This is a genomic window from Streptomyces sp. NPDC093109 (genome assembly GCF_040701725.1).
Classification (GTDB): domain Bacteria; phylum Actinomycetota; class Actinomycetes; order Streptomycetales; family Streptomycetaceae; genus Streptomyces.
Window position 1 is genome coordinate 132,407 of the sequence record NZ_JBFBEZ010000001.1, and the last position, 15,838, is coordinate 148,244.

The window sequence follows — 15,838 nt, forward strand, 5'->3', positions numbered from 1 at the left end:
CGGCGGAGTCAGCGGCCGGCCGCCGCACTCACCAGGCCACCGGGAGCGCGTGGACGCCGTACACCGACATGTCGGTACGGAAGCGGATGTCGGCGAAGGGCACCGCGAGCCGCAGCCCGGGGAGCCGGCGCAGCAGGGTCTCCAGCGCGATCCGCAGCTCCAGCCGGGCCAGTGGCTGGCCGAGGCACTGGTGCACGCCGAAGCCGAAGGCGACATGGCGGCGCGCGTTGCGCGTGATGTCGAGGCCGCCGCCGGAGGCGAAGACATCCTCGTCACGGTTGGCGGTGTTGAGCAGGCACAGCACGCCCTCGCCCGCGGGGACGGTGACACCGCCCACGGTGACGTCCTCGACGGCGACCCGCGGGATGCCCTTGTGGACGATGCTCAGATACCGCAGCAGCTCCTCGACGGCGCCGTCGACCAGCCCGGGGTCCGCGCGCAGCCGCTCCAGCTGGTCCGGCTCGCGCAGCAGGGCGAGCACGGACAGCGCGGTCATGTTCGCGGTCGTCTCGTGGCCCGCGATCAGGAGCAGCACACCCATGGCGGCCACGTCGTCGCAGTCGAGTTCGCCGCGCTCCAGCAGGCGGCTGATGATGCCGTCGTCGGGGCTGTCCTTCTTGTCGTGTGCCAGCCGGGTCAGATACGCGGACAGTTCGGCCACGGCGGTCCCCATCTCGGCGGGCGTCGACGCCTCGTTGATCAGGGTGTTGCTGCGGCCCTGGAAGAAGTCGTGGTCCGCGTACGGCACGCCGAGCAGCCGGCAGATCACCAGGGACGGCAGCGGCAGCGCGAACTCCGCGACCAGATCGGCGTGGTCCGCCCCGGCGGTCATCCCGTCGAGCAGCTCGTCGGCGAGGCGCTGGATCTCCGGACGCATCGCCTCGATCTTCCTGACCATGAAGTCGCCGGTGAGCATCCGGCGCAGCCGGGCGTGCCCGGGGTCGTCCATCCGGATGAAGCTCGCCCTGCCGACGGAGGTCTGTTTGCGCCCCTCGCTGAGGAACGGAAAGCCGGGGCGGTCGGTGCGGGCGCTGAACCGCGCGTCGCCGAGCACACTCCTGACGTCCTCGTGCCGGGTGACGAGCCAGCATGTGGAGCCGTCCCACAGGGTGACCCGGGTGACGGGTGTCTCCTCCCGTGCGCGTTCGTACGCGGGCGGCGGGGCGAAGGGGCAGCCGCCGCGCGGGGCGGGCGCGGTGAGGGCGGGCGGGTACGGGAGGCTCGGGGTGTGCTCGGTGACGGTCATGGGGGGCTCCTTCGCACGCGAGGCGTACCGAATTACCTGACAAAGGCAATTAACTCACGGTCACGCTAACTCGCACTGCGTGGGAGTGGGAAGAGGCATGGAGCGGGACACTCCACTTTGGCCGGATACGGCCCGCCCGCGACGCGTACCCGCGCACGGCCGGAGCGCCCGTACCGGGCGAGGCACTAGAGTTCCCCCATGCCGGACACCGCCGGATCCGCCGCGCCGGATGCCATCCTGGACGCCACCGCGCCCCAAGGGGCCGTCGCCGAGCTGGAGATGACGCTGGCCTCGCTGGCCTATCTGCTCACCCGGGCCCGGGCACACGACGAACGGATCTCCCGGGCCGGGGTCAGCGCGCGGCGCTCCGATGTGCATCTGCTGCTCGCCCTGGACGCGCACGACGGGGTGGGCCGGGTGGGCGATCTCGCGGACCGGCTGATGGTGGAGCCGTCCCATGTCACCCGGCAGATCGCGCGGCTTCAGTCACAGGGGCTGGTCGAGCGCACCGCCGACCCGCTCGACGGCCGGGCGCGCCGGGTCGCGATCACGGCGGCCGGCACGTCGCTGCTGACCAGGCTGCGCCATGCCAACCGCGCCGCGATCCAGCGGGCGCTGGCGGGATTCGACGAGGCGGACATCGCCACCGCGGCCGCTGTGCTCCAGCGGCTCATGGACGGCTACGCCCGCCAAGTCGACGCCGCTGGGCCTCAGTTCACCGACCGATCCGAACCGGCCGGCTGATCCGTACCTGTCGGCTGCTCCGTAACGGCCGGCTGGTCCGTAACGGCCGGTTCCGCCGGCCGTCCTGCCTTCCGCCGCCGCCACTGGCGCGGCTCCTGGTCGGGCAGCCAGCCGAACGCCATCGACGAGCCGACGACCCCGAGCAGCAGGCCGACGACGAAGCCGCCCAGGTTCGAGGTGACCCAGGTGCCGAGTGTGACCAGCACCCCGACGATCGAGTAGAACAGCCGCTGTTCGGGGTTGGTGATGATCAGCAGCCCGCACACCACCATCACCAGCGGCAGCACATACGCGGCGATGCCGCCCGCGCCCGCGTGCAGCATGACGGAGATGGACGCCTGCTCGGTCAGCAGGATCTCGCCCCCGCCGAGCAGCAGCAGCAGCCCGCCCCAGAACGGCCGGCGTCTGCGCCAGGCGGCGAAGGCGCGCGGCCGGCGGGGCTCCCCGGCCGGGGCGGCTGCCCCGGCCGAGGAGCCCCGCTCGGCGGAGGCCACGCTCAGCAGCCCTTCGAACTGAAGTCGAGATGGAGGTTGGGGAGCCGGAACTTGGCGGCGGTGGTGGCCCAGTTGGTCTGCCGCAGCTTCTCGATGACGACGGTGTCGGCCTGCTGGCCGAAGACACCGAGCGGGCCCTTGACCCCCGCCTTGTCGAACTCGCTCGCGTCGCCGCCGATCTCGATGTTCGTGAAGCGGGCGTCCTTGCCGGTGAGTACGGTGGAGTCGGTGGTGAGGTCGGTCGCGGTGACGGGGGTGCCCTTGTCGCCCGCGGTGATGTGCAGGAACGTGCCGCCGAGTTCGACACTCTGGCAGAGCTTGGTGAGTTTGGCCTCCTTGATGGCGGAGACCACCACGAGGACCTGGCCCCCGGTGTCACCCGCGTTGGGGCTGTTCGGCGCCATGTGATCCAGGGAGCCGAACTGCTCGAACCCGTCGGCCTCCAGACGGTCCGCGGCGACGACGAACGGCATGCCTGAGATGGCGAACTGGGCCGCGATGGCCCCCTGCGCGGTGAGCACCACGAGGGTGGCCGCGACGGCGAACGCGGGAACTCCCATAAGAGCGGCCTTGCGCAGCCTGACCCTTCCCCGCGGTGCGGGTCTCTCGGGCGATTCACCGCCGGTGTGTTCGGACGTGGCCATGAGCTGCTCCTGAAGGTGTGGTGACCGGAACGAGCTTGCGCGGCGAGGTCCTGGCGCGGACACTCCCGGCACCGACTGGGCTTCCGGGTACGGGCGACGGCGCTGCCACGGGAGTGGCCGTCAAGTTACTCCCAGGTATCGGGCGGGTCAACTCCCTTGTGGAAATTGTGTGTTGCTTCCGTGGCCGGCTCTCCTCCGCCCGTCGGCCACGCCGTCGGCGCGCGCCCCCGACAACGCCTCTGACGTCTGGGTACCGTGGGTAACTTTCCTCCCCCACTTCCCCCGCGAACCCTTGACTCCGGGCTCGGGACAGGTCTACAACCCTCTTGGGTTTCCTGCCGAAAACGCGCTCACCGGCGCCGCGGAACGGATCCATGGCGCTGGATCCGTTCCGTACCCTCCCCCGCCCGGCTCCGGGTCCGGTCCTTCGGTACACATCTCGCCTCCACCGCTCGCGCGGCCGGGCCGCGTCCGCCGGGCAGGCACCTCCCACCGCCTTGTCAACGCTCCGCTCGCGAAAGGGACTTCGCATGGGTGCACGACGTACCGCCCTCACCGCCGCCGGCCTCACCGCCGTCGCCGCTCTCCTCGCCACCGGCACCGCCTCCGCCACCGTCACCGCCGCCGGGGCGGCCGAAGCCGCGAACAACGTGCTCACCTACGGCAGCGCCGCGGGCGACGCGGTGGCGGTCGGTGATGTGCTCACCGCCTCGCTCGCCACGGGAACGACCGTCGCGATCCGCACCACCTCCGGCGGAACCACCGGAATCACCTGCACCGCCTCGCAGTTCACCGCCAGTGTCACGGCCAATCCGGTCGCCCCGGGAACCGCCACCGAATCGGTCACCGCCCACACCTTCGCCGGCTGCACCAGCAATATCCTGGGCACCACCGGCGTCCAGAGCATCACGCTGCAGAACCTGCCGCATGTCGCGTCGGCCAGCTCCGCCGGTGCGCTCACCGTGACCGCCGGAAGCGTCGGTACCGTCCAGACGACGGTCGTGCTGAACACCATCCTCGGCGTGACGACCTGCGTCTACACCAGTACCGGTCTGAACGGGACCACCTCCAACACGGGCAACACGATCACCTTCGCCAACCAGCTCTTCACCAGGTCGTCGGGGCCCATCACCTGCCCCGCCTCCAGCTACTTCTCCGCCGTCTACGGACCGGTGCGGGACACCAGCCAGTCCGGGAGCCCCTCCGTGTACGTCAACTGATCCACACCGGTCCACCACGGCTCGGCGGCCACCGGGACAGCCCCGCCCCGGTGGCCGCCGGAGGCGCGGCCAGAGGTGCGGCCACCGGTGATCGGTGGTCCGATGGAGGGCATGGCCACGCTCACGGACGGCGGGGGCAGAGACCTGCACCTCGTCTTCGAAACCGCCTGTGACCGCGCCTCTGCCGCGACCGCACTGGAGTGCGGGCCGCACACACTGACGTACGCCGAACTGGACGCGCGCGCCAACCGGCTGGCCCACCTGCTGCGCGGGCTCGGCATCGGCCGGGGATGCCGGGTCGCGCTGCTGGTACCCCGGTCCGTCGAGATGTACGTGTCCCTGCTCGGCGTGGGCAAGGCCGGCGCCGCTTTCGTACCGATCGATCCGGCGTCGCCGCCCGACCGGATCGCCTGGATCGCGGGGGACGCGGACGTCGATCTCGTCCTGACGGTCTCCGGCCTCGCCGACGCGGTGGACGGTCTCGCGCACCGGGTGGTCGCACTGGACGCGTGCGCCCCGGAACTCGCCGCCGTACCGGACACCCGGCCGCCACGCACCCCGCCCGGGAACCGGGACGGGAGACCGGACCGGGACGACGACCCCCTCGCGTACATCATGTACACCTCCGGCTCCAGCGGTCGGCCCAAGGGGGTGGAGATCGCCCAGTCGAGCATCTGCAACTTCCTCGATGTCGTCCCCCGCGTGTACGACGTACGGCCACGCGACCGTGTGTACCAGGGCATGACGATCTCCTTCGACTTCTCCGTCGAGGAGATCTGGCCGACCTGGTCGGTCGGCGCCACCCTCGTCGCGGGCCCCGACGGTTCCGGCCGGCTCGGCACCGAACTCGGCACGTTCCTGGAGGACCGCGCGGTCACCGTGCTGTACTGCGTGCCGACCCTGCTGGAGACCATCCCGCAGGACCTGCCGCGCGTACGCAGCATCGTCGTCGGCGGCGAGGCCTGCCCCGCGCAGCTCGTCGAACGGTGGAGCAGACCCGGGCGCCGCATGCTCAACACGTACGGTCCGACCGAGGCCACCGTCACCGCGACCTGGACGGAGCTGCTGCCGGGCCGCGCCGTGACCATCGGCACACCGCTGCCGACCTACTCGGTGGTGCTGCTCGACGAGGAGCACCGGCCGGTGCCCGACGGCTCGGTCGGGGAGATCTGCGTCGGCGGGCCCGGGGTGGCCCGGGGCTATGTCGGGCGGCCCGAGCTCACCTCCGACCGGTTCATCCGCCATCCGCTGGCGCCCCCGGGAAGCAGGCTCTACCGCACCGGGGACCTCGGCCGGCTGACTGCGGCCGGCGAGATCGAGTTCCTGGGCCGGGCCGACTCCGAGGTGAAGATCCGGGGCTACCGGGTCGATCTCGGTGAGATCGACAGCATGCTCCTGGAGGACCCCGGGGTGGCCGAGGCGGTCACCGCGCTCGCACCCGCCACACACCCCGGCGGATCGGCCGGAGGTGGACTGGCCGGAGGTGGACTGGCCGCCTACGTGGTCCGTGTGCCGGACCGCGCGGAGCCGGACGACGCGCTGGCCGCCCGGCTCCACGAACGGCTCCGCCGGGGCCTGCCCGCGTACATGGTGCCGTCCACTCTGGACGTGCTGACCGCCCTGCCCACCATGGCGAGCGGCAAGGTGGACCGCGCGCGGCTGCCCGCCCCGACCGGCCGACGGCTGGTAGGTGGCGGCGCGGTCGTACCGGCCCGCGACGGGCTGGAGACGCGGGTACGCGACGCCTGGGCCGAGGTGCTCGGCATCGAGCCCGCCGCGCTGTCGGCCGAGGCCGACTTCTTCACCGACCTCGGCGGCCACTCCCTGCTCGCGGCCCAGGTCGTCTCCCTGCTGCGCGGCCGGGGCATCGGCACGGGCCCCGCGCTGCGCGACCTCTACGCCCACCCGACCGTACGGAGCCTGACGGCGCGGCTGGACGCCCCGGCGGGCACCGAGCGGCGCACCGCGCCGCCCCGCCCGACGCCGCTGCCGCACGGCACCGGCCGGATCGCCGCCGCCGGAGCCGCTCAGGCCGGGGCGGTGTATCTGCTGCTGCTCCTGCTGACGCTGCCGGTCGCGTACGTGTACGCCGTGCACGGCGGCCGGATCTCGGAGCGGCTCGCGGCCGAACTGACCGTCGGCGCGCTGGCCGGCTACCTCGGGGTGCGCTGGCTCGTTCCGGTGCTGCTCGTGCGCCCGCTGGGCGCGGGGATCCTGCCGGGCCGCTACCCGCTGTGGGGCCGGACCTATGTCCGGCTGTGGGCCGTCAACATGCTACTGGGGGTCAGTCCGCTGCCCGTGCTGAGCGGCTCCCCGCTGATGGCCGGCTATCTGCGGCTGCTCGGCGCGCGCGTGGGACCCCGTACGACCATCGCCACGAGCGCGATCACCCTGCCGGCCCTGCTGCGCGTGGGCGGTGACACCTCGGTGGGGTACGGCGTCTCGCTGAGCCCGTGGCGGGTGGCCGACGGCTGGGTGACGGTCGCGCCGATCGAGATCGGCCCGCGCGCCTTCGTCGGCGCCAACGCGGTCCTCGAACCCGGCGCGCGGATGGGAGCGGGCGCCGGGCTCGGCGAGCAGTCCGTCATCGGCCGGGGCGAGACGGTTCCGGCGGGGGCGCGCTGGGCCGGCTCGCCGCCGTCCCCGGTGGACGCGCTCGGTCCCGCCGCGGAGAGCATGCTCCGGGCGCCGGGCGATCCGGCCGGCCACCGTGCGGGCCATGTCGCCGCCGCGCTGGCCGGCCTCGTCTGTCTGGAGGCCGCCGCGCCGGCGATGCTCGTTCCCGGCCTGGTGCTGTTCTGGTGGGCGGTGCCGGCCTGGGGCGTCCCCGGGGCGGTCGGCGCCGTCGCACTGTTCGGACCTGTGTTCGTCCTCACCGCCTGTGCCGTGATCGCCGCCGGCAAGCGGCTGGTGCTGCCGCGGGTGCCCGCCGGTGTCCATCCGGTGCGCTCCTCGCTCGGGGTGCGCAAGTGGTTGGCCGACAAGCTGCTGGAGCTGAGCCTCGCCGCCACCAACTCGCTCTACGCGACGCTCTACACCGTGCCCTGGCTGCGGCTGCTGGGCGCGCGGATCGGGCGCGGCGCCGAGGTCTCCACCGCCGCCCACCTCGACCCGGATCTGCTGACGCTCGGCGAGGGCAGCTTCGTCGCGGACATGGCCAATGTCGGGGCGGCCACCTTCGCCGGCGGCCGGGTCTCGTTCGGCCGTACGGAGGTGGGGCGGCGGGCGTTCGTCGGCAACGCCGCCGTCGTCCCCGCCGGTACCCGCACGGGGGCCGGCTCCCTGATCGGGGTGAGCACGGTGCCGCCCCGGGACGGGGTGCCGGAGGGCACCGCGTGGCTGGGTTCGCCGGCGATGCTGCTGCCGGTGCGCCAGAGCAGCGGTTCGTTCCCCGAGGAGCTGACGTTCCGGCCCGGGCGCGCGGCGGTGCTCCAGCGGCTGGGCATCGAGTTCTTCCGGGCGACACTGCCCGCGTCCCTGATCGGTGGCGGGGTCTGTCTCTTCCTGATGGCGCTGTCCGGGGTGGCGCGCGCTCCGTCGGCGGTGCTGCCCGTGCTGGTGGCCCCGCTCCTCGCGGCGGTTTCCGCGCTGGTGGTGATCGCCTGCTGCGTACTGGCGAAGTGGCTGGTCGTCGGGGTGTACCGGCCCCGGGTCGAACCGCTGTGGAGCCTGTTCGTGCGGCGTACGGAGTTCGTCACCGGTCTCTACGAGGCGGCGGCGGTACCGGCCGGGGTGGGCCTCCTGATCGGCACACCGTTCCTGCCGCCGGTGCTGCGCCGGTTCGGCGCGCGGATCGGCCGGCGGACCTGGATCGGTACGACCTTCCTCACCGAGTTCGACCTCGTGGACATCGGCGACGATGTCGCGGTCGGCCTGCGCGTATCGCTGCAGACGCACCTCTTCGAGGACCGGGTCATGAAGATGTCGGTGGTCACGGTGGAGGACGGCGCGAGCGTCGGTACGCGCGCGGTCGTACTGTACGACGCGGTGGTGGGCGCGGGGGTCGGGCTGGACGCGCTGTCGCTCCTGATGAAGGGCGAGCGGCTCATGCCGGGCACGCTCTGGCGCGGCATCCCCGCCGAGGGCATCACCGAACAGCCCGCCGTCACCGCGCCCGGCGCGTCGGTCAGGCACCCCTGACATCCGGCGCCCGGCCGCACCGGAGCGCGGGGGCGGGCCGGGTCGGCGTGGTCAGGCGCTGCTCCCCGGGACGGGCACCAGCTCCCCGACCTCGCCGAGGACGGCCTCCGGTTCTGCCACCCTGGCGAGGGACCAGAAGAGGAGGGCGACGCCGGTGGCGCCGGGGTCGGGTGCGCCGAGGACCCGGTCGCCGACGTACGACGCCCGCCCGCGGCGTGCCCGGATGCCGGCCGTCGCCGCCGCACCCGCCAGCGCGGCGCGGGCGACGTCGGCGAACTTCTCGCCCTCGGCGAGGGCGTCGCGGGCGGGCGCCAGCGCGTCGACCATCGTACGGTCGCCCGGTTCGGCCTCCCCGACCCGCTGGATCGCCGCCAGCCCCTCGCGCACGCCCGTCGCCCAGCCGGCCCGCGGGTCGGGCGCCTCGGCGAGCGCGCGGCCGATCGCGCTGAGGAGCAGTCCGATCAGGGGTCCGCTGGTGCCGCCGACCTGGTCGAGGAAGACGGATCCCGCCACGGCCACGGCCGGCTCCTCGGGGCTCGCGTCCAGCGCGGCGACGGTCCGGTCGAGGCCCTCGCAGAGGTTGTCCCCGAAGTCCCCGTCGCCGGAGATCTGGTCGAGCGCCGTCAGCGCCTCGTGGACGGTGTGGGCGGCTTCGGCGTAGGTGCGCAGCACCTGTGTCTGGTCGATGGTCATCCGGTCAGCTCCTGGGAGTACTGGTGGGGGAAGGCCGGGGTACGGGCCGGTGCCCGCCACCAGGCGAGCCAGTCGGTCCGCACCGCCGTCATGGTCAGGGAGAAGCCGCTCATGTCCAGCGCGGGGACGTGGGTGCCGACGAGCTGCCCGGCGACCGGGACGCCGCGCCGCTCCAGTACCCCGCTGACCTGCTCGTGGACGGCGTACAGCTCCAGCAGGGTGGTCGCGCCGAGACCGTTGACGAGGAGGATGACCCCGTCGCCGGTGCCGGGCAGTCCGTCGAGCACCTGGGCGGTCATCCGTTCGACGAGCTCTCCGAACGATGGCCTGGTGATCGTCTCGGCGGCCCGCTCGCCGTGGATGCCCACGCCGTACTCGATCTCCCGGTCGGCGAGGGCGAAGACCTCACCGCCCAGGGAGGGCGACGTCTGGGCCCGGCCCGCGACGGCGACACTGCGCGAGGAGCGGGCGAACCGCTCCCCGAGCGCGGCGAGTTCGGCGATGCCGAGGCCGGTGTCGGCGGCGCCGCCGAGCAGCTTCTCGACGATGACGGTGGCTCCGGTGCCCCGGCGGCCGGTCGCCGTGAGGTCGCTCTCGGTCGCCAGGTCGTCGTCCACGAGGACCCGGCGCACCTCGATGCCGTCGGCCCGCAGCCGTTCGGCCGCGATCCCGAAGTTGATCCGGTCGCCGGTGTAGTTCTTGACGATGTGCAGGACGCCGTCGTCCCTGGCGACCGCGCGGCTGGCCTCGTACACCTGCCGGTTGTGCGGCGAGGCGAAGATCCGCCCGGGAACGGCGGCGTCGAGCAGGCCGCGGCCCACGAAGCCGGCGTGCATCGGCTCGTGTCCCGATCCGCCGCCGGACAGGAGGCCGACCCGCCGCGCGGGATCGGTGTCGGTCGCGGTGACGAAGAGCGGGTCCTCGTGCAGCGCGACCAGCTCCGGATGGGCGCGCGCGAATCCGCGCAGTGATACGCCGACGGGGTCGGCCTCGGGCAGGAAGAGATGGTTCACGGCGCGGAGGTCCTTTCGGAGGGCTCGGTGGCCGGAGGCAGTACGGGCCCCTTGTGCAGACGCGACTCGGTAGTCACATAAGTGATCGCCAGGACATAGTAAATGTCGAAGAGTCAGCTTTCCGTGACCTTTGCGAAGAACGGGCGTCAGACGGCCGTGGCCCAGGTGTACCGGTGCTCGGGGCGCCCGGTGTCGCCGTACTTCAGGGTGAGGCTGATCCGCCCGGTGCGCTCCAGGTATTTGAGGTAGCGCTGCGCGGTGGAGCGGCTGACGCCGGTGCGTTCGGCGACCTCGTGGGCCGAGAGCGGCCGCTCGGCCCCGGTCAGGACCCGGCGCATGAGGTCGACGGTGGCGGCGGAGTGCCCTTTGGGAAGTTCGGAACGGGGCGCGTCGGCGGTTCTGAAGGCGCTGAAGATACGGTCCACCTGGTCCTGGCCGGCCTCTCCCCGGCCGCCGACGCCGTCGAGGGTACGGCGCAGCGCCGCGTAGCCGTCGAGCTTCGCGCCGAGCCCGGCGAAGCTGAACGGTTTGACGAGGTACTGGAGCGCGCCGTAGCGCATCGCGGCCTGGACCGTGGTCACATCGCGCGCCGCCGTGACCATGATGACGTCGGCGTGGTGGCCGAGCTGCCGCATGCGGCGGATCAGCGTGAGGCCCGTCTCGTCCGGCAGATAGTGGTCGAGCAGGACGAGGTCGATATGGCCCCGCTCCAGGGTGGCCAGCGCCTGGGCCGCGGTGTGGGCGCGGGCGGCGACCCGGAAGCCGGGCGTCCGCTCCACGTACGCGGCGTTGATCTCGGCGACCCGGAAGTCGTCGTCCACGACGAGGACATCGATCATTGCGGCTCCCCCGCGGCCATGAGCCGGCGCTCGGGGAGTGCGTCGCCCGTGACGCCGGACGGAACGAGTGCCTCGGGCAGTACGACGGTGAAGACCGCTCCCCCGCCCGCGCGGGCGGTCACCCGCGCCATGCCGCCGTACCGCTCGGCGAGCCGGCGCACCAGGGCGAGGCCGAGACCGCGTCCGCGCGGGAGGACACCGGCCCCCGGGGCCGGCGGGGGCCGCTTGGTCGACCAGCCCTCGACGAAGATCCGCTCGCGCTCCTCGGGCGGTACCCCGGGGCCGGTGTCGCAGACACGCAGTACGGCGGTGGTGTGTTCGGCGCGCAGTTCGACCTCGACGGAGGCCTCGGCCGACGGGTCGCCGCGGCGGCGCTCGGTGACGGCCTCCAGCGCGTTGTCGACGAGATTGCCGAGCACGGTCACCAGGTCGCGCGCGTCCACCACGCGGTGGTGCAGCAGCGTCGCGTCGGAGAGCCGCAGTGCGACGCCGCGCTCGGCGGCGATGGCGGTCTTGCCGACGAGGAGCGCGGAGAGCAGTGGGTCGCGGACCCGTTCGGCGATCTGTTCGGCGGAGGCGCGGTGGGCGCTGGCGATCTCGGCGACGAACTCCACGGCCATGTCGTGGCGGCCGAGTTCGAGCAGTCCGAGGACGGTGTGGAGCCGGTTGGCGTGTTCGTGGTCCTGGGCGCGCAGCGCGTCCAGGAGCCCCTGGCTGCTGTCGAGTTCGCGGCCGAGCTGCTCCAGTTCGGTACGGTCGCGCAGGGTCACCACGGCGCCGCCGTCGCGCGTCGGCATCCGGTTGGCGACCAGCACCCGGCCGCCGCTGACGGTGAGCAGGTCGGTGCCCGCGACGCGCCCCGCGAGCACGTCCGTGGTCCGTCCCGGCGCGAGCACCTCGTCCAGCGGCCGGCCGGTGGCGCCGGCGTCGAGGCCGAGAAGCCGTACGGCCTCGTCGTTGGCGAGCCGGATCCGGCCGATGCGGTCGAAGGCGACGACCCCTTCGCGGACGGCGTGCAGCATCGCCTCGCGCTCGTCGAGCAGCGCGGAGATGTCGGCGAAGCCGACCCCGTGGGTACGGCGGCGCAGCCGGCGCGAGACGGCGACCGCGGCCAGCGCGCCCACGGCGAGGGCGGCGCCGGCGCAGAGCAGCAGCGCCGGTACGGCGTCCAGCAGCCGGCCGCGCACGCTGTCGTAGGCGATGCCGACGGAGACCGCGCCGACCAGCCGGCCCGTGGCGTCGTAGAGCGGCACCTTGGCGCGGGCCGAGCGGCCCAGGGTGCCGTCGTCGATCTGCCGGATCTCCCGGCCGGCGAGCGCGGCGCTCGGGTCGGTGGAGACGTGCCGGCCGATCTCGGCGGTGGTGGTGTGCGACCAGCGCACCCCGCGGGTGTCCATCACCACCACGTAGAGCGCGTCGGTGGCGCGGCGGATCCGCTCGGCCTCGCTCTGCACGGGGCCGCGGCTGCTCGGTGCGGTGGTGAGGATCTCCCGGGCGATGTCCGGGTCGGCCGCGGTGGTCTGGGCGATGGCGAGGGCGCGGTGGGTGGCCGCGTCGTCCAGCTCGGAGCCGAGCGGGGCGAGGAAGAGACAGGTGGCGAGGACCATCACGCCGGTGGTGATGGCCAGTTGTGCCGCCAGGACCTCGGCGGAGACGCGCCGGGGGCTCCGCATCCGCATCCGCTCTCCTCCGTCCCTGGTGGACCACGCGTTTCCGTCTGATGTCGTGGTGAACGCAACGTAAGCCGCCGGGGCTCCGGTGCCCAGCCCTGTGCGGCTCTTTTGTCGTTCCCGCGTGAGCAGAACGAGCAGAACGGGGTTTGCGCGCAGAACGACGGGTTGCGCCCACAAGGCTGCCGCTGTGGTCCCGGTCACTCCTAGCCTCCCGGTCCATGAGCAGCCACACGAGCCCCGCCATCGAGCTGCGGGGAACGAGCAAGGTATTCCGGACCCCGTCGGGACACCTCCATACCGCCGTCAGGGATCTCGACCTGACGGTCGAACGCGGTGAGTTCGTCGCGGTGGTGGGTCCCACCGGATGCGGAAAATCCACCACTCTCACCCTGGTCAGCGGCCTGGAGGAGCCCACTGAGGGCGAGGTGCTGGTCGGCGGCGAGCCGGTCACCGGCATCGGCGACAAGACCGGGTTCGTCTTCCAGCAGGACGCGGTCTTCCCCTGGCGCACCGTGCTGTCCAACGTGATGGCGGGCCCGCGGTTCCGCGGCGTGGCGAAGGCCGAGGCGAGGGAGCGGGCCCGCGAGTGGCTGGCCCGGGTCGGGCTGACGTCCTTCGAGGACCGCTATCCGCACCAGCTGTCGGGCGGTCAGCGCAAGCGCGTGGCCCTGGCGGCGACCTTCGTCAACGACCCCGAACTGCTGCTCATGGACGAGCCGTTCTCGGCGCTCGACGTGCAGACCCGGGCGCTGATGTCGGACGAGCTGCTGGAGCTGTGGGCGGGGACCGGCGCCTCGGTCATCTTCGTCACCCACGATCTGGAGGAGTCGATCGCCCTCGCCGACAAGGTGGTGGTGATGACGGCGGGACCGGCGACGGTCAAGGAGGTCTTCCGGATCGACCTGCCGCGCCCCCGCAAGGTCGAGTCCGTACGGCTCGAACCGCGGTTCGTCGAGATCTACCGGGAGATCTGGTCCTCGCTGGGCGAAGAGGTCCGCATCACGCGCGAGAGGGGTGCCACCCATGCCGCCTGAGACTGTTACCACTCCGGCCGCACCGGCCGGGAAGACGCCGGGGAACACCACGGGGAAGACCGCGGGCAACGGTACGGATCCGGGCACGGGCGCCGGCGGCGAACGTACGCAGGCCAGGGCGCGGGCGGCCCGCAACCGCCAGTTCGTGGTCTACGGCACCCGGATCCTGCTGCTCATCGCGATCATCGGGATCTGGGAGTGGATGGCCAGGTCCGCCGTCATCGATCCGTTCAACTTCTCGATGCCGTCGAAGATCTGGGACCAGATCGTCCAGTGGGCGGTGCACGGCACCCCGCAGGGCTCCCTGTGGGAGCAGATCTGGTACACGCTGTACGAGGCGCTCCTCGGCTGGGTCATCGGTGTGACCGCCGGGGTGGTGCTGGGCATCGCGCTCGGCCGGGTCCGCTTCCTGGCCGATGTCCTCGGCCCGTACATCAAGGTGCTCAACGCGCTCCCCCGGATCGTGCTGGCGCCGATCTTCCTCATCTGGTTCGGTCTGGGGCCGGCCTCGAAGGTCGCCTCGGCGGTCGTGCTGGTCTTCTTCCCGGTCTTCTTCAACGCCTTCCAGGGGGCCAGGGAGGTGGACCGCAATCTCGTCGCCAACGCCAGGATCCTCGGCGCGACCAACCGGCAGGTCACCCTCCAGGTCGTCATCCCGTCCGCCACCTCGTGGATCTTCACCAGCCTCCATGTCAGCTTCGGCTTCGCGCTGATCGGCGCGATCGTCGGTGAGTACATCGGCGCGACGAAGGGCATCGGGCTGCTGGTCTCGGCCTCGCAGGGCACGTTCAACGCGGCCGGGGTGTACGCGGCGATGGTGATCCTCGCGGTCGTGGCGCTGCTCGCCGAGGCGCTGCTGACCTTCCTGGAGAAACGCCTCTTCCGCTGGAAGCCCGCAGAAGCCGGCTCCGACCGCTGACCGTGTGACCGCCCGACCGCTCACCACTCACCACTCACCGCCGCCCGGCCGCTTTCCCCGGGCCCGCCGGACACACCCCGGGCCCTGATCACCGGATCACCTGATCACAAGGACGTGACATGCGCAGTCATCTCAAGCTCCCGGCAGCCGCGGTCTCCGCCGTGCTCGCCCTCGCCACCCTGACCGCCTGCGGCGGCGACTCCTCCTCGGCCGGCTCCGGCGGCAAGGTCAAGATCATGGTGGGCGGCCTGGACAAGGTCATCTATCTGCCCGCGATGCTCACGCAGAAGCTCGGCTACTTCACCGACGAGGGCCTCGACATACAACTGCTCACCGAGCCGGCCGGGGTGCAGGCCACGACCTCGCTGGTCTCCGGTGACGTACAGGGTGTCGTCGGCTTCTACGACCACACGCTGGACCTTCAGGTGAAGGGCAAGCAGGTGGAGTCGGTGGTGCAGTTCTCGCACGCCTCCGGTGAGGTGGAGGTCGTCTCCAACAAGGCCGCCGCCGAAATCACCTCGGCCAAGGACTTCAAGGGCAAGAAGCTCGGTGTGACGGGCCTCGGCTCGTCCACGGACTTCCTCACCAAGTACCTCGCCGTGAAGAACGGTGTGAAGACGGACGAGTTCAGCACGGTCGCCGTCGGCGCGGGCCAGACCTTCATCTCGGCGCTCCAGCAGAACTCGATCCAGGGCGGGATGACCACCGACCCGACGGTCGCGCAGATCCTGGACAAGAAGCTCGGCAAGGTCCTCATCGACATGCGGACGCCCGAGGGCTCGAAGGCGGCGCTGGGCGGACCGTACCCGTCGTCCAGTCTGTACATGAACACCGACTGGGTGAACAACAGCAAGGAGACGGTGCAGAAGCTGGCCAACGCCTTCGTGAAGACACTGAAGTGGATGGCGGCGCACTCCCCGGAGGAGATCGCGGCGAAGATGCCCACCGACTACGCGCAGGGCGGCGACGGGCTGTACGCGAAGGCCATCGAGAGCACGCTGCCGATGTTCACGACGGACGGTGTGATGCCGGCCGAAGGCCCGGAGACCGTCGAGCGCGTCCTGCGGGCGTTCAACCCGAACCTGAAGGACGCGAAGGTGGATCTGAGCAAGACGTTCACCACGGAGTTCGTCGACAAGGCGAAGTGACCTGCCGGCACCGGCCCGCACCGCACCGCAC

The 15,838-nt window shown here is 72.2% G+C and carries 13 protein-coding genes; 6 read left to right on the forward strand and 7 right to left on the reverse strand.

Annotated features, from left to right (window positions below):
- Positions 1-28 precede the first annotated feature (28 nt).
- A complete protein-coding gene (locus AB0389_RS00590) occupies positions 29-1,246 on the reverse strand; it encodes a cytochrome P450 (protein WP_366393090.1) in 1,218 nt (405 codons plus the stop codon).
- A gap of 198 nt (positions 1,247-1,444) precedes the next feature.
- On the opposite strand from AB0389_RS00590, the gene AB0389_RS00595 reads away from it, so the two are divergent.
- On the forward strand, positions 1,445-1,990 hold the full coding sequence (locus AB0389_RS00595; RefSeq protein WP_366393091.1) for a MarR family transcriptional regulator: 546 nt from the start codon (positions 1,445-1,447) through the stop codon (positions 1,988-1,990).
- Here AB0389_RS00595 and AB0389_RS00600 read toward each other — a convergent pair.
- The gene (locus AB0389_RS00600) at positions 1,957-2,484 is read right to left on the reverse strand and encodes a DUF6114 domain-containing protein (protein WP_366393092.1); all 528 of its coding nucleotides are present in this window, start codon (positions 2,482-2,484) and stop codon (positions 1,957-1,959) included. The two genes, AB0389_RS00595 and AB0389_RS00600, sit on opposite strands and share 34 nt — an antisense overlap.
- Before the next feature lie 2 nt (positions 2,485-2,486).
- Positions 2,487-3,128 (reverse strand): DUF6230 family protein, encoded by a 642-nt coding sequence (locus AB0389_RS00605; protein ID WP_366393093.1) that lies wholly within the window; start codon positions 3,126-3,128, stop codon positions 2,487-2,489.
- Positions 3,129-3,658: 530 nt separating this feature from the next.
- Here AB0389_RS00605 and AB0389_RS00610 point away from each other — a divergent pair.
- Together AB0389_RS00610 and AB0389_RS00615 are read left to right on the forward strand one after the other, a co-directional pair.
- Positions 3,659-4,348 carry a Tat pathway signal sequence domain protein gene (locus AB0389_RS00610; RefSeq protein WP_366393094.1) on the forward strand — a complete coding sequence of 230 codons (690 nt, stop codon included), beginning with the start codon at positions 3,659-3,661 and terminating at the stop codon, positions 4,346-4,348.
- 111 nt (positions 4,349-4,459) lie between these two features.
- Positions 4,460-8,488 carry a Pls/PosA family non-ribosomal peptide synthetase gene (locus AB0389_RS00615; protein WP_366393095.1) on the forward strand — a complete coding sequence of 1,343 codons (4,029 nt, stop codon included), beginning with the start codon at positions 4,460-4,462 and terminating at the stop codon, positions 8,486-8,488.
- Between the two features lie 51 nt (positions 8,489-8,539).
- Here AB0389_RS00615 and AB0389_RS00620 read toward each other — a convergent pair whose 3' ends face one another.
- From AB0389_RS00620 to AB0389_RS00635, 4 genes are all read right to left on the reverse strand, one after another.
- Complete coding sequence (locus AB0389_RS00620; protein ID WP_366393096.1) at positions 8,540-9,181, reverse strand: DAK2 domain-containing protein; 642 nt, start codon at positions 9,179-9,181, stop codon at positions 8,540-8,542.
- Positions 9,178-10,194, reverse strand: coding sequence for a dihydroxyacetone kinase subunit DhaK (locus AB0389_RS00625; RefSeq protein WP_366393097.1), 1,017 nt, complete (start codon positions 10,192-10,194; stop codon positions 9,178-9,180). The genes AB0389_RS00620 and AB0389_RS00625 overlap by 4 nt, the downstream gene beginning before the upstream one ends.
- A 146-nt stretch (positions 10,195-10,340) precedes the next feature.
- Positions 10,341-11,033 carry a response regulator gene (locus AB0389_RS00630; protein WP_366393098.1) on the reverse strand — a complete coding sequence of 231 codons (693 nt, stop codon included), beginning with the start codon at positions 11,031-11,033 and terminating at the stop codon, positions 10,341-10,343.
- On the reverse strand, positions 11,030-12,712 hold the full coding sequence (locus AB0389_RS00635; protein ID WP_366393099.1) for a sensor histidine kinase: 1,683 nt from the start codon (positions 12,710-12,712) through the stop codon (positions 11,030-11,032). Before AB0389_RS00635 ends, AB0389_RS00630 begins: the two co-directional genes overlap by 4 nt.
- Before the next feature lie 212 nt (positions 12,713-12,924).
- Here AB0389_RS00635 and AB0389_RS00640 point away from each other — a divergent pair, with 212 nt between their 5' ends.
- The 3 genes from AB0389_RS00640 (at position 12,925) to AB0389_RS00650 (ending at position 15,807) form a co-directional block, all read left to right on the forward strand.
- On the forward strand, positions 12,925-13,740 hold the full coding sequence (locus tag AB0389_RS00640; RefSeq protein ID WP_366393100.1) for an ABC transporter ATP-binding protein: 816 nt from the start codon (positions 12,925-12,927) through the stop codon (positions 13,738-13,740).
- On the forward strand, positions 13,730-14,659 hold the full coding sequence (locus AB0389_RS00645) for an ABC transporter permease (RefSeq protein ID WP_366393101.1): 930 nt from the start codon (positions 13,730-13,732) through the stop codon (positions 14,657-14,659). The genes AB0389_RS00640 and AB0389_RS00645 overlap by 11 nt, the downstream gene beginning before the upstream one ends.
- 119 nt (positions 14,660-14,778) lie before the next feature.
- A complete protein-coding gene (locus tag AB0389_RS00650; RefSeq protein ID WP_366393102.1) occupies positions 14,779-15,807 on the forward strand; it encodes an ABC transporter substrate-binding protein in 1,029 nt (342 codons plus the stop codon).
- Positions 15,808-15,838 lie beyond the last annotated feature (31 nt).